11 protein-coding genes are annotated in these 13213 nt (G+C 65.5%); 4 read left to right on the top strand and 7 right to left on the bottom strand.

The genetic code is table 11. From position 1 onward, the window contains the following. Window position 1: 1 nt before the first annotated feature. The gene (locus WBP06_RS20125; protein WP_395336588.1) at window positions 2–874 is read right to left on the bottom strand and encodes an amidohydrolase family protein; all 873 of its coding nucleotides are present in this window, start codon (window positions 872–874) and stop codon (window positions 2–4) included. 27 nt (window positions 875–901) lie between these two features. After that, complete coding sequence (locus WBP06_RS20120; RefSeq protein ID WP_395336586.1) at window positions 902–2578, bottom strand: class I adenylate-forming enzyme family protein; 1677 nt, start codon at window positions 2576–2578, stop codon at window positions 902–904. A 438-nt stretch (window positions 2579–3016) separates the two neighbouring features. On the opposite strand from WBP06_RS20120, the gene WBP06_RS20115 reads away from it, so the two are divergent. Together WBP06_RS20115 and WBP06_RS20110 are read left to right on the top strand one after the other, a co-directional pair. Beyond that, complete coding sequence (locus tag WBP06_RS20115; RefSeq protein WP_395336585.1) at window positions 3017–3793, top strand: SDR family NAD(P)-dependent oxidoreductase; 777 nt, start codon at window positions 3017–3019, stop codon at window positions 3791–3793. 134 nt (window positions 3794–3927) lie between these two features. Further along, the gene (locus WBP06_RS20110; RefSeq protein ID WP_395336582.1) at window positions 3928–6489 is read left to right on the top strand and encodes a TonB-dependent receptor; all 2562 of its coding nucleotides are present in this window, start codon (window positions 3928–3930) and stop codon (window positions 6487–6489) included. Between the two features lie 137 nt (window positions 6490–6626). Here WBP06_RS20110 and WBP06_RS20105 read toward each other — a convergent pair whose 3' ends face one another. Then, window positions 6627–7433, bottom strand: a complete 807-nt coding sequence (locus tag WBP06_RS20105; protein WP_395336580.1) for an alpha/beta fold hydrolase — start codon at window positions 7431–7433, stop codon at window positions 6627–6629. A gap of 87 nt (window positions 7434–7520) precedes the next feature. On the opposite strand from WBP06_RS20105, the gene WBP06_RS20100 reads away from it, so the two are divergent. Then, window positions 7521–8417: a LysR family transcriptional regulator gene (locus WBP06_RS20100; RefSeq protein WP_395336578.1), complete on the top strand. Its 897-nt coding sequence runs from the start codon at window positions 7521–7523 to the stop codon at window positions 8415–8417. Between the two features lie 17 nt (window positions 8418–8434). On the opposite strand, the gene WBP06_RS20095 is transcribed toward WBP06_RS20100, so the two are convergent. After that, on the bottom strand, window positions 8435–8953 hold the full coding sequence (locus tag WBP06_RS20095) for a hypothetical protein (protein WP_395336576.1): 519 nt from the start codon (window positions 8951–8953) through the stop codon (window positions 8435–8437). Window positions 8954–9126: 173 nt separating this feature from the next. On the opposite strand from WBP06_RS20095, the gene WBP06_RS20090 reads away from it, so the two are divergent. Next, the gene (locus WBP06_RS20090) at window positions 9127–9267 is read left to right on the top strand and encodes a hypothetical protein (protein ID WP_395336573.1); all 141 of its coding nucleotides are present in this window, start codon (window positions 9127–9129) and stop codon (window positions 9265–9267) included. Window positions 9268–9353: 86 nt separating this feature from the next. Here the strand turns inward: WBP06_RS20090 and WBP06_RS20085 are convergent, their stop codons facing one another. Genes WBP06_RS20085 through WBP06_RS20075 form a run of 3 tightly spaced genes read right to left on the bottom strand, consistent with a single transcriptional unit; the run spans window position 9354 to window position 13142 of the window. Continuing rightward, window positions 9354–11240: a hypothetical protein gene (locus WBP06_RS20085; RefSeq protein ID WP_395336570.1), complete on the bottom strand. Its 1887-nt coding sequence runs from the start codon at window positions 11238–11240 to the stop codon at window positions 9354–9356. After that, complete coding sequence (locus WBP06_RS20080) at window positions 11237–12325, bottom strand: chemotaxis response regulator protein-glutamate methylesterase (protein WP_395336568.1); 1089 nt, start codon at window positions 12323–12325, stop codon at window positions 11237–11239. Before WBP06_RS20080 ends, WBP06_RS20085 begins: the two co-directional genes overlap by 4 nt. 4 nt (window positions 12326–12329) lie before the next feature. Beyond that, a complete protein-coding gene (locus tag WBP06_RS20075) occupies window positions 12330–13142 on the bottom strand; it encodes a CheR family methyltransferase (protein WP_395337533.1) in 813 nt (270 codons plus the stop codon). Between the last annotated feature and the right edge of the window lie 71 nt (window positions 13143–13213).

Genomic DNA, 13213 nt, shown 5'->3' with positions numbered 1-13213 from the left:
GTCATGACTTGAGATTGAAAACCCTGATCGCGTTTTCGCGCAGGAACTTGGGCCAGACGTCGTCCTTGAAGGGCACGTTCTCCATGTCGGAGAAAATGCGGTCCAGGCTGAGGCCCATCGGGAAATAGCCGGCGTAGAGAATCTTGTCCGCGCCGCGCGTATTGGCGTAATCGATGATCGCCTTGGGATAGTGCTTGGGCGCGAAGGCACTGGTCGAGTAATAGAGGTTCGGCCACTTCAGCATCAGCTTCACGGCCAGCGCCTCCCACGGCTCGGCCCCGTGGCGCATGACGATCTTCAGGTCCGGGAAGAACCAGCAGACCTCGTCCAGATGTTCAACCTTCTGCGTCTCCATCGGGATGCGCGGGCCGGGGATGCCGACGTTGAGCAGCACCGGCAGGCCCAGTTCTTCCGCACAGGCATAGATCGGGAACATGTACTTGTGGTTGATCGCCACCTGCGGCAGCGTTCCAGCCGGAAAGCAACTGATCGCCGAAAGGCCCACCTCGGCATGGATGCGCCGGATGCGCCGCACTTCCTCCATGCCGCGATTGGGATCGACCGGCAGATCGAAGAAGAAGCGGTCCCCGAACATCTCCTTCGCGCGGTAGGAGGTGGCGTTGTCGTTCCAGCCCACCAGCGCCCTCTCGACATTGTGGCGGTCCATCTGGGCGACGGTCCAGGCCACGAAATCGTCGACATCGCCGGTCTGCGGAATGTCCTTGAACATGTATTGTGCCGGCATCGCGAACTGCTGGATGGTCTGCTGGTCCTTGATCAGCGGACGGAACGGCGCGAACCATTCGGAACGGTCCTCCGCCTCCGGAATGCCGAGCATGCAGTCGATGATGCCGATGTCACGGGGCATGCCCATGCGGTGTTCTCCTCTCGGTTGTCGCTGTCAGCGGTTGGTGGCCAGCTCAGGCCACAGCGCGCGCAGCGCGATCTTGTCGATTTTCTGGGAATGGTTGCGCGGCAGCGGCCCCCGCGCGAAGGCGACGTGGGCGGGCGCCTTGTAACGGGCCAGTCGCCCGGCCACCCATTCCCGAACGGCCTGTTCCTCCAGCCCGTCCGCGTGGATCACGGCGACCAGCAATTCGCCCATGCGTTCATCGGCGATGCCGAAGGTCGCGCATTCCTTGACCTGGGGCAGTTCGCTGAGGACCCTTTCCACCTCGGCGCAGTAGATGTTCTCGCCACCGGAGATGACCATGTCCTTCGAACGGTCGACGATCGTGATATAGCCGCCTTCATCCCGGAACCCGATGTCTCCGGTACGCAGCCAGCCGTCGGCGGTCAGCGCGGCGGCGGTCTCTTCGGGGCGGTTCCAGTAACCGGTCATGACCATCGCGCTGCGCACCATGATCTCGCCGCTTTCGCCCACTGCGCATTCGCTGCCATCGGCGCGCAGAATCCGCAGATCGACCAGCGGCAGCACGCGCCCGGCAGAGGCGCGGGCACGCAGGAAATCCTCCCCCACCGCCTGCGCGATCGCGCCGGAGGTTTCGGTCATGCCATAGCCCGTGCCCAGCAGCGCGTGGGGGCAGAGCCGGTGCACTTCGTCCAGCAGGTTGAGCGGCAAGGCCTGCCCGCCTGAACCGATATTGCGCAAGGAAGCCAGATCGGCTTCGGCCAGCCGCGCCTTGTGCACCATGTCCCACAGCATGGTCGGCACACTGGAAAGCTGGGTGACCTGCTCCTTCGCGATCAGCCGCACCGCCTCCGCCGCGTCCCAGCGGCGCATCGTCACGATCTTGCCGCCCGACAGCATCGGCGCAAGGAAGCCCGATCCCAGCCCGGAAATGTGGAACAGCGGATAGACCAGAAGAATCGCCTGCGGCGGCACCTGCTGCATGATCGTTTCCACCGGCACGTCATGCTGGCGCGCCATGTTGTGCAGCACCATCGATCCGGTCAGTTGCGTGCCCAGCAGGCCGGTGATCAGGCTGCGGTGCGATAGCACCGCGCCCTTGCCGCGCCCGGTGGTGCCGGACGTGAACAGGATCGCGCAGGGATCGTTCGGGCCGGCAATCACGCCGTCGCCCGCCGGCATGGCCACGTCATCCAGCGGCGCGGTCAGGTCCAGCACGCGGCCCCGATAGCCGCCCTCGCGGATCGCCGCCTCACGCTCCCGATCCGCAATCACCAGCGCCGGATCGACATCCTCGATCATGGCAACGATCTCGGCACCGGCGCCGCGGCTGTTGAGCACCGCCGCCACGCCGCCCGCCTTGATGACCGCCAGGAACGCCACCATCCATTCCGCGCGGTTGCGCATGCAGATCGCCACGCGCTGGCCCCGGCGAATGCCCAGATGGCCCAGCAACCGATCGCGCCAGGCGAAGACTTCGGCATAGCTCAGCCGCCGCTCCCCCGTCGGGCCGTCGAAATCGACGATCATCGTCTGATCGCCGAACCGGCGCGCGGATTCCAGCAACTGGGCAAGGTCCGACGGCGCATTGACGAAGGTGCGCACGCCATCCCGTTCACCGATTTCAAACGGTGCACCGGGCGCGGTGACTTCCGCGAATACCGGGTCGACCGTGGCCACACCCGCAGCGTCACACTGATTCAGCACTGCCTTCCCCTCGCCGGGAGCCGCTGGTTCGTGGCGTCCGGCCATCCGCCAGGCCGCCTGTGCAGCCCCGGCTTCGCGCCCGACATCCCGTTCCCCTTTCGACTCGCATCGATCTTGTTATGGGCAGAGAATATTCCCTTACTCGCGTATTTCAAGGCAATTATTTTTACGCGCCATTCAAACATGACCACCGGCCCGACGCTCACCCTATCCGCGCCCCGCACATTAGCAAAATCGAGCATTTTTCACCTCCATCAGCCACGGAAATTCGCCATACGCCTGGATGCCCCACACAACATCCGGACATGTCCCCTTTCATTCTTTTGGCATAGATTCGTATTTTTGATGTTTACATTCTACGCATTTTGAAGAATTCAATTGCGTAACGCATCCGCTCGCGAGTTGCGCACCACGGGACAAAGGAAAGCTGGGAAAGCGATGATTCGGGATTTCGAAGGACGCGTGGCCGTGGTCACCGGCGGCAGCGACGGCATCGGACTGGCAACCGCCGCGCTGCTGGCCCGGCGCGGGGCGCGGGTGACGATCTGCGGTCGCCGGCAAGAAAAGCTGGACCAGGCGGTATCCGCGATCGCGGCCGAAGGCAGCCAGATCGACGCGGTTCGGCTGGATGTGGCAGACTTCCCCGCCCTTGCCGCGATGATCGCGGACGTTGCCGATCGCCACGGCCGGTTGGACATGTTGGTGAACAACGCGATGTCCACCCACTACGCGCCGATCGCACGCCTGACCGTGGAGCACTGGCGCAAGGATTTCACGGTCAACGCCGATGCCGCCTTCGTCGCCACCCAGGCCGCAATGAAGGCCATGACCGACGCCGGCAACGGCGGCGCCATCGTCAATGTCGCCTCCACCTGCGGAATCCGCGCCGTGGCCAACATGGCCAGTTATTCGGCCTCCAAGGCGGCGCTGGTGCACTTTACCGCGGTCGCCGCGATGGAAGGCGCACCGTTGGGAATCCGCGTCAACGCCGTGGTCCCGGGCCAGGTGCAGACCGTAGGGACGGAAGAATTCGCCGCCCGCGCCCCGCAGATCGCCGCGCGCACCACCGAAGCCATTCCGATGGGCCGGGGCGGCCATCCGGACGAATTGGCCCGCGCCATCGCCTTCCTGCTGTCGGACGATGCCAGCTACGTCACCGGCACCGCGCTGCCGGTGGACGGGGGCAAGGCCGCGCAACTCTACATGCCGTCCTGACGGCACCCTTTGCCGGCGCGCCTCCACCCGGAGGGTGCGCCTTACACCGGTTCCGATCCGGGCAGCAACGACGACGGCGGGCCGGGAAGGGCCGGACCTGTCGCGAACGAAAAGACAATCACGGGAGACAATCGATGCCGAAATGCCATCAGAGGTTCAGGGGTACCCGCTTCACCATGCACTTGCTGGCCGGGGCCAGCGGCCTTGCCCTGGCCGTGCCCGCCATGGCGCAGGACAAGCCGGCAGAGCCCGCGCAGACCGGCCTGAACGAGATCGTCGTCACCGCGCAGAAGCGCTCCGAAAACCTGCAGGACGTGCCGATCGCGATCAGCGCCATCGGCGCGGACAAGATCGAGCAGTTGGGCATCCAGGATTCGCGTGACCTCAGCGGGCTGGCGCCCAACGTCACGATCCTTCCCGGCACTGTCAGCAACAGCGCGGCCGTCTTCTCGATGCGCGGCATCTCCAACGGCGGCAGCGAAAGCTTCGGCGTCGATGCGGCCAACGGCCTCTATGTCGATGGCGTCTACATCGCCCGATCGGGCGCGATGGGGCTGGACGTGATGGACATCCAGCGCGTGGAAGTGCTGCGCGGGCCGCAGGGCACGCTGTTCGGCCGCAACACCACCGGCGGCGCCATGGCCTTCATCTCCCGCGAACCGTCGAAGACGTTCCGCCTGAAGGCAGAGGCCGGCTATGGCAATTTCGGCGCGTGGAACGGCAAGATCATCCTCGATCCCGGTGAGATCGCCGGCATCGCCACCAGCCTGTCCTACAGCCATTCGCAGCGCAACGGCGTGGTGGACAATATCCTCCAGCCCAAGGATTCGAAGGATCCCGGCGCGCGCAATTCGGATGCGTTCCGCATCGCCGCCCGCGCCGAACTGGGCGGCACCGGCAGCATCCAGTACATCTTCGACTGGAACCGCATCGACGGCAGTCCGCCGGCCTTCCAGTTGACCAACGTTTCCGACGGCACCTACCGCCCGCCGGTGGTGGTGGACGGCCAGCCGGTGATGGTCACGCAGCAGGCGCCGGTGGCCCAATACCTGGCCACCGCGACTTTCGCCGATCCCGAATGCGCGGCGCTGGCCACACCCCAGCGCAAGTACCGCAGCAAGGTCTGCAACGACATCCTGGGCAAGGCCATGGACAAGAGCTGGGGCCACAACCTGCAGGTGCAGAACGATTTCGGCGCCTTCAAGGTGAAGGCCACCACCGGCTATCGCTTCTGGAACAGCGATTCCGTCGCCGATCTGGACGGCATCGGCGCGTTCAGCGGCCCGGCCTTCACCAACGCCACGCTGTTCAACGGCATGCCCGTCTCGCTGCTGCAGTACATCCCGTCGATCCCAGCCGCCGCGCGCCCGTTCATCGCCGCCGCTTCGGTGCCGACGATTTCGCAGAACCTCTACGACATCGACAACCACCGCAAGCACAAGCAGCTGAGCCAGGAAATCGAGGTTTCCGGCGATACCGACACGCTCAACTGGGTCGTGGGCGGCTTCTATTTCTGGGAAAAGGGATCGGAAGACGGCTATCAGAACAGCGGCTACATCCTCGACACCAATTCCATTTTCCTGGCCAACTTCGGCGCGCTGGGCCCGGCCTTCGCCGCCGCCAATCCCGCGCGATACCGCATGGTGCAGACGCTGGCGCGACTGGCCTATACCGCCTCAAGCGAGAGCAAGGCGCTCTATGGCCAGTTCACTTTCTATCCCGGCGGGCGCGACAGCGGCATCCGGCTGACGGCGGGCGGTCGCTACACCTGGGATGACAAGAGCATGATCCGCCAGCAGAACGGCGCCGCTCCCGCTCCGATCCCGGAAACCGGCAGCGCGAAGTTCAGCAAGTTCACCTGGAACCTGATGGCCGGCTACGACGTGGCGCACGACATCAACCTCTATGCGCGCGCGGCGACCGGCTACCGTTCCGGCGGCTTCAACTCTCAGGATCCGGCGATCACCGGCACCACCACGCTGCCGCACTATGAGCCGGAAAGCGTCACGTCCTACGAAATCGGCGTGAAGAGCGAACTGTTCAACCGCCACCTGCGCCTGAACCTTGCCGCCTATCACAACATCTACAAGGATCTGGCGATCAACGTGCCGCTGACCAACGCGCCGGTGGGCACGTTCGCGACGCGCATCGGCAATGCCGGCAAGGTGACCTACACCGGCTTCGAAGTGGAAGCGCAGGCCGTGCTGAACGAGAACTTCTCGCTGGACGGCAACCTTGGCTACGTCGACATCAAGTACAAGGAATTCCTGGCCGGGCAGTCGACCACGGCAGGTGCGCCGCCGGTCAACATCGCCTCGATCGTGACGCCGGGCTATACTTCCCCGTTGACGGCGAATGCCGCGATCAACGCCCAGTTCCCGCTGAACTGGAGCAACGCGATGATCAAGGCGCGCGTCGGCTATACGCATGAGGACGGCAAATACAGCTTCACCAGCACCACCTCATCCCCCTTCAATGACGTACTGAAGGGTGACGATCGCGACGTGGTCAACGCGCAGTTGGGCGTGGAGAACATGCCGTTGGGCGGTGGCGAGGCTTTCGCCCGCCTCTGGGTGAAGAACCTGACCAATGCCAAGGACTTCGTTCGCGCAATCGACTTCGGGCAGCTGGGCTATGGCGGCGGTTACTACGCCGATCCGCGCACCTACGGGCTGACGGTGGGCGTTTCGTTTTAAATAGGTGCCTGAAAAATGTCCGAAAGGGCATTTTCCAGACGGCACCGACCAACTCTTGGCGCAGGTCCGCCTGCGCTGCGGGCCGGCACAGTCAGCGTGCCGGCCCGCCACTTTTCCGGATTATCCAAGGTTTCCGATCAGCCCTGCGACAGCCAGTTCCGCAGCAGGAAATTGGTCTGTTCGGGATGTTCCAGCGCGGCCATGTGCCCGCACGATCCGATCTCGTGATAGCTGGATCCGGCCACACGCTCGTGAATCTCGCGCGCGTGGTCGGGCGGCGTCACCCGGTCGCCATCGCCCACGACCACCATCGTCGGCACCGCAATGCCGCTCAGCCCGTCCAACGCATCGGGCCGCGTCATGATCGCGTGCTGCTGGCGGATGAACGCGTCGCCACCCACGCGAGCGGCCATGGCGCGCATCTCGTCCGCCACCGGACCGGAAGTGTGATCGGGGTGGACCAACTGGCTCAGCAACTTGTGGGTCACGCCCAGGAACTTGCCGCGGCGGAGCGATTCGATGCCGACCATGCGCTGCTGCCGGCGTTCCGGCGTGTCGCTGCGGGCGCTGGAATTGATCAGCGCCAGTCGCGAAATCCGCTCAGGCGCGCGGCGCATGATCTCCAGCGCGACATATCCGCCCATCGACAGACCGACGAGCGAGAAGCGCGCAGGCGCGGCAGCCAGCGTACGCTCCGCCATGGCGGCGATCGTATCGTCCAGCGTCAGGTCGGCGATCATCGGGGCCGCCACATCGGCAAGGGCATGCACCTGACCGCGCCACAGCGCCTGATCGCAGAGCAGGCCGGGCAGGAAGACCACAGGCTCAAGCGCCGGGGCCGATTGCGGCGCGGCTGCCCGCTGCCCAATCTCGCGCGGCCACAGGCTGCGTGCCTGCATCGTACCGCCCAATTCGCCCGTCGCCTGAATCGCCAAACTTGCCATATCAAATCTCCTGCGGGCGAGATGCGCTTGCACACTTCATCTGTCCAATTCATGATGAAGGCAATCTTGATATCTTTTGGGTATGATATGGAACTGCGGCACATCCGATATTTTCTCGCCGTGGCGGAGGAACGCCACTTCACCCGTGCCGCGCATCGCCTGGGAATCGGCCAGCCCCCGCTGAGCCATCAGATCAAGGATCTGGAGGCAGAGGTCGGCACGCCCCTGTTCCACCGCATCCCGCAGGGCGCGGAACTTACCGAAGCGGGCCGCGCGTTCGAGGAACGGGTGCGCCAGATCCCCGGCATCGTGGCTGAGGCGGTCACGGCCGCACAGCGCGCCGCTGCCGGGGAAACCGGCCGGATTCGGGTGGGTTTCACCGGATCGGCGGCGTTCAATCCGCGCGTACCACAGGCGATCCGCATCTATCGCCGGCGCTTTCCCGATGTGGAACTGAGCCTGGCCGAACACAATTCGAACGGTCTGGTCGAAGGACTTCGGAACGGCAGTCTGGACGCCGCGTTCCTGCGGCCCGAAGCGGTGGACAAGCACGACCTGCGGCTGTTCCATCTGGCAGATGAGCCGCTGATCGCCGCCCTCGCCTCCGCCCGCATGCCGCATGGCGAGCCGATCCGGCTGGAACAGCTGGCCAACGATCCATTCATCCTGACCCCGCGCAATCTGGGGCCGACGCTGTTCGACGCCACGCTGGACGGTTGCCGCCGCGCCGGGTTCGAGCCGGTGCTGGGCCAGTCGGCGCCGCAGGTCGCCTCCGTCCTGGCGCTGGTGGCCGCCGAACTGGGCGTGGCGCTGGTGCCGGAATCGATGCGCGACGCCTCCTTCAAGGGCGTGACCTATCACGACCTCACGGGCGGCGCCCCCACGGTTACCTTGGCGCTGGCCACCCGTGCGGACGAGCGCGCCGCCACCGTGGCCGCCTTCGTGGCGGAAGCGCGCTTCCCGTCCGAAACCGACGCCGGTTGAGCGCGCCCCACGGTCGTTCAATCGAGCGCGTCGAGCGCCCGGCGATCCTCGGCGGATACGAATTCGCAGGCGAGCAGTGTCTTGCCCTTCAGCGCCGGACCTTCGCGGGCGATCGCCGATACCAGCCCGAATTCCGGATCGGCCTGCTCGTCATCCGGCAACGCGCGCGCGAAGCCGAGGGTGGAGGCGCCGAAAAGGTGCGATTTCTCCGGTGTCAGATGGTACCGTTCGGCAGCCTGCGCGGCGACATCGCCTTCCAGCAGCACCCCCACCGACGTCCCGGCGAACACCACGTCCTGCGTGACGAAGCCGTCGCGGTGGATCGGCGCGGGCAGGTGGTAGATGGCAGCACCGAGGCCGGAGGTATCGGGCTTGGCGATTTTTTCGGCGGCTTCGTAAAGGCGGGTGGCCGTCTCCATCGAATAGGCCGGCTGGCACAGGGCGGCGGCGAAAAAGTCCGGATCGGCATCCGCGGCCGATGCCGAAGCGGCGCCGAACGCCAGCAGGATCGAGGCAGCCGCGACAGGCAAAGTCATGATTTGAAAGCGCATATGGGTGCCATGGCCCGCAAGTCCGCAGCGATCAACCGCTCTCTTTGCCTCCATGTTCCGCGGACACGCACGGCGCGGCCGCAGCCACGACAATGCCGATGACAGTAAACGGACAAGCGCGACAGCCAATCGTGCCGCAACCGGCTACATTTCCCCGCATGAGCAAGATCGAAAACACCCTCGCCCTGCCCCTGCGGCGCAATCTCAACCCGCTTCAACTGAGCGTCGGCAGCGCTGTGGCTGTGGCCGGCGTGCTATTGGCCGCCGGCCACCTGATGGTCGCCCAGAGCGTTTTCTGATCAGGTGAATCACCTGATGACTTGGAAAACGCGATAAACCAAAATCTTGGAGCAGTTGATCTGATGCAATCGGTTCGGAAGCTGCTCTAGAACAGACCGTCGTCGAAATCGTCGTCGTCATCCAGGAACAGGCCGCCCAAGCCATCGTCTTCTTCTACGGCCTCTCCGACGGCTCCTTCTCCGGCCGGCAGGAACGCGCGGTGCACCTCACGCTCGCGCGCCATGGTGTAGCGTGCGGCGATGGTGCCCAGTAGCGCGCCCAGCGCTTCAAGCCCCGGTTCCGGCATGTCCGGGCAGGCCTGCCCGAACCGCGCCAGGCAATCGGCGATCCGGGCGAGCGGACCACCTACGTCGGCCTCGCAATCGACCTTTTCCGTTGTGTCCTGCAGGATTTCGGTCACCGCCGCCGCGCCCTGATCCAGCTCGGAAAGGCCCATGCGCATGCGCTGCCCACCGTCGCGAATGCAATCGAGCGATTCGGTCAGCGCCTGCCCGGCATCCGCCGGCTCGTCCTGATCGGACCCGCGCATGACCGCCGCCGCCGCGGTGAGGCCGTCGAACGACTGGGCAATGCCGGACGCGATGCTCGCCAAGGTAACCGCAAAACCGCGAATTTCCGCCGCAACCACCGCCAGACCGCGCCCTTCGGTGCCCATGCGATAGCAGCGCAAGTCCGTATTCCAGGCCATCTGCTGCACATCGCTGGTAATGCGATGGACAGTAGCCAGGCGCTGGGCAAGGTTCTCCGCCGTGGTGGAAGCCACGCTGCTCAGCCGGTTGGAGCGGGCATCAGCCTCGCGCAGCCGCTCGGTCACGCTGGCCACATCGCCCACGCTGCGCTCCAGCATGTGCAGGAACGCACCTTCCCCGTCGCTTTCGCCCGCGTTCTCGCCTTCCCGCAGTTCCAGCAGGCTGGCGGCGCTGGGGCCGATGCCGCGCAGGCTGCTGGCCAGCAGCCGGGCCTCACTTTGGAATATCTCCAACGTGTCGGCCGCCTGCGCCGCCAGCAGGGCGATGGCGTGATCCCCGATCAGCGCGGCGACTGTGCCGTCAAGCTCGCCCGGATCGGCCAGAAAGGCCTCGATATCGCAAAGGCCGTCGGCCACATGCTCCAGCCGCTGGCGGGTGATATCGCCCACCTGCAGGGCGCCCAGCGCCGTGCCGACCTGATTGCGGATATGGCGCGCCACTTCGGCGATCCGCACCGCGCGATCCGCAAGGTCCTGCTGGTGCTGCTGCAATGCCCGCGCATCCGCGGCCAGCTTGCGCGGCACTTGGGGGATGACCTGCGTGCATTCGGCGGCAAGCTGCTGCTCCACCTCGAACATGCCCGGCACCGCTTCGGCCAGCCACGCGATCTCGCGCGCGATGCTCTCCATCTCCTGCTCGCCCAGATCCAGCTTTGCGAACATCATGTCCGCAAAGCCTGAAAAGTCGCCCGATCCCGCTGCCGCAACCTTGATGTTCAGGCCGCAGATGCGCAGAAAACTGAGCGTGCGATTCACCTGATCGATCTGGCCCGCCAGCGCCGCGCTGGCCGCCTCGATCGAACCCAACGCCTCATACCGGGTCGCCTGGATGGCGGGCAGCCGCGTCAACCGGTCCGCCGTGCGCTGCATGTTGTCGACCGCCGCCTCTGCCGCGTCGCGTTCGAAGGCATTGGTCACGCTTTCCAGCGCACCGATCAGCGTTTCCACGATCTCATAGGCGCGCGCCAGCGCCGTGCCCGCCGCCACGAAGCGCGCATCCAGCCCGCTCGCCACCGCGACCAATTGATCGCGAAGGTCCATGCGAGACAGGGCATCGGCCGAAAGATCGCCGATCGTTTCGATGTCGATGTGGATTTCGATGGCGATTTCGGGGGCGTCCGCATCCATCGGGTCGAGAGGGATCGCTTCGATATTCAGGGCATCCTCCAGGCCGGTCTTTGCCGGTTCGTCCAAGACGGGATCGGGAAAACAGAGGGTGGTCATCGCGCAGTGGCCGCCAGCACTTCGCGGGCAATGGAGCCCAGCGGGATCACCCGGTCCGCCGCGCCACGCGCGATGGCTTCCTTGGGCATGCCGAACACGATCGAGGTCGCCTCGTCCTGCGCGAACGTGCGCGCGCCCGCCTGCTGCATTTCCAGCAGCCCGCGTGCGCCATCATCCCCCATGCCGGTCATGATCACGCCCACCGCGTTCGATCCGGCGGAGCGCGCGGCGGAGCGGAACAGCACGTCCACCGAGGGGCGATGGCGCGATACCAGCGGGCCGTCCTTCACCGCCACGCAATAGCGCGCGCCCTGTCGTTCCAGCATCAGGTGCTTGCCGCCCGGCGCGATCAGCACGTGGCCGCGCAACACCGGATCGCCATCGGCGGCTTCCTTCACGTCCACCTCGCACAAACCATTGAGCCGCTTGGCGAAGGCGCGGGTGAAATTCTCCGGCATGTGCTGGACGACGACGACGCCCGGCGCGTTGGCGGGCAGCGCCTCCAGCACTTCGCGCAGCGCCTCGGTCCCGCCGGTGGAGGCGCCAAGGCAGACCACCATCTCCGTCGTGCGGCTCATCGCGCGGCCGCTGGGCGGCGGCAACACGGCATCGGCGGTCAGCTTCTTGGGCGGGCCTTCCGACTTCACTTCGCGCACCGCAGGCCGGCCGCGAACCCGCGCGCGGGATGCGCCCTTCACCACGTCGCGGATTTGCAGATTATGTTCGGCCAGATGGTCGGCCACGCCGATGCGCGGCTTCAGGATCACGTCCACCGCGCCGGCTTCCATCGCCTGCAGCAGCGTTTCGGAGCCTTCCTCGGTCAGCGAAGAGCACATGACCACGGGCACCGGGCACTGCGCCATCAGCTTGCGCAGGAAAGTTATGCCATCCATGCGCGGCATTTCGACGTCCAGCGTGATGACGTCCGGCACTTCCTCCTGAATTCGGCGCGCGGCGCTGAACGGATCGGGGGCGGCGCCGATCACCTCGATCTCCGGATCTTCCTGGAGGATCGCGGTCATCGTCTGGCGGACGCTGGCGGAATCGTCGATGACGAGGACGCGGATCTTCTTGCCCGTCAGCATCGGCTCAGCCCTTCCGGAACACGGTGTTGGCCACCTGCGTCAGCGGCAGATCGTGCCCGGTGATCGATTCCGAATGGCCCAGGAACAGGTAGCCACCCGGCTTCAGGCAATCGACCAGTTGCGAGACGACCTTGCGCTGCGTCGGCTTGTCGAAATAGATCAGCACGTTGCGGCAGAAGATCAGGTGCATCGGCTCACCCACCGGATAGTGATCGTCCATCAGGTTGAGCCGCGCGAAACCGATCGCGGCGCGCAGTTCCGGCACCATGCGCACATCGCGCCGCTTCGGATCGCGCGAGGACATGACGTATTTGCGCTGCAACGGTGCAGGCACGGGCTCCACCAATTCGGCCGGGTAGATACCGCTGCGCGCGGTTTCCAGCACATCGGTGTCGAGATCGGTGGCCAGGATGCCATAGGCCGGGCCGCCTTTGGTTTCGGCGTAATCGTCCAGCACCATGGCCAGGGTGTAAGGCTCTGGCCCGGTCGAACAGGCAGCGCTCCAGGCCCGGATGCTGCGCACGCCGCGCGCCGCCATCTCGGGCAGGATCACGTTGCTCAGGTAATCGAAATGGCCCGGTTCGCGGAAGAAATCGGTCTTGTTGGTGGTGACGGCATTGATCAGCGCCAGCCCTTCGGACGGCAGGTTCGCGTCAGTAAACAGCAGGTCGCAATAGGCATCCAGCGTGACCGCGCCCGTTGCGCGCTGGCGGCGGCGCAGGCGGCCTTCCAGCATCGTCTTCTTGCTTTCGGGCATCTTGATGCCCGATTCCTCGTAGATATAGGCCGCCAGGCGCGCGAAATTGCGCTTGCTCATGTGGTCGCCAAGAGGCTGCACGGCGGACGAACTGCGTGTGGCAAGGGCGGCTGCGGACATCGTGGCGGCTT

Origin of the sequence: Novosphingobium mississippiense (assembly GCF_044029535.1) — a bacterium.
In the GTDB taxonomy this organism is placed as follows: domain Bacteria; phylum Pseudomonadota; class Alphaproteobacteria; order Sphingomonadales; family Sphingomonadaceae; genus Novosphingobium.
The sequence above is the reverse complement of the archived record's forward strand: the minus strand, read 5'-3'. Positions and strand labels throughout refer to the sequence as shown.

Excerpts from the sequence above, each read along its gene's own strand:
- WBP06_RS20125 (WP_395336588.1), bottom strand. The coding sequence starts at position 874 with ATGGGCATGCCCCGTGACATCGGCATCATCGACTGCATGCTCGGCATT.
- WBP06_RS20115 (WP_395336585.1), top strand. The coding sequence starts at position 3,017 with ATGATTCGGGATTTCGAAGGACGCGTGGCCGTGGTCACCGGCGGCAGC.
- WBP06_RS20110 (WP_395336582.1), top strand. The coding sequence starts at position 3,928 with ATGCCGAAATGCCATCAGAGGTTCAGGGGTACCCGCTTCACCATGCAC.
- WBP06_RS20105 (WP_395336580.1), bottom strand. The coding sequence starts at position 7,433 with ATGGCAAGTTTGGCGATTCAGGCGACGGGCGAATTGGGCGGTACGATG.
- WBP06_RS20100 (WP_395336578.1), top strand. The coding sequence starts at position 7,521 with ATGGAACTGCGGCACATCCGATATTTTCTCGCCGTGGCGGAGGAACGC.
- WBP06_RS20095 (WP_395336576.1), bottom strand. The coding sequence starts at position 8,953 with ATGACTTTGCCTGTCGCGGCTGCCTCGATCCTGCTGGCGTTCGGCGCC.
- WBP06_RS20090 (WP_395336573.1), top strand. The coding sequence starts at position 9,127 with ATGAGCAAGATCGAAAACACCCTCGCCCTGCCCCTGCGGCGCAATCTC.
- WBP06_RS20085 (WP_395336570.1), bottom strand. The coding sequence starts at position 11,240 with ATGACCACCCTCTGTTTTCCCGATCCCGTCTTGGACGAACCGGCAAAG.
- WBP06_RS20080 (WP_395336568.1), bottom strand. The coding sequence starts at position 12,325 with ATGCTGACGGGCAAGAAGATCCGCGTCCTCGTCATCGACGATTCCGCC.
- WBP06_RS20075 (WP_395337533.1), bottom strand. The coding sequence starts at position 13,142 with ATGAGCAAGCGCAATTTCGCGCGCCTGGCGGCCTATATCTACGAGGAA.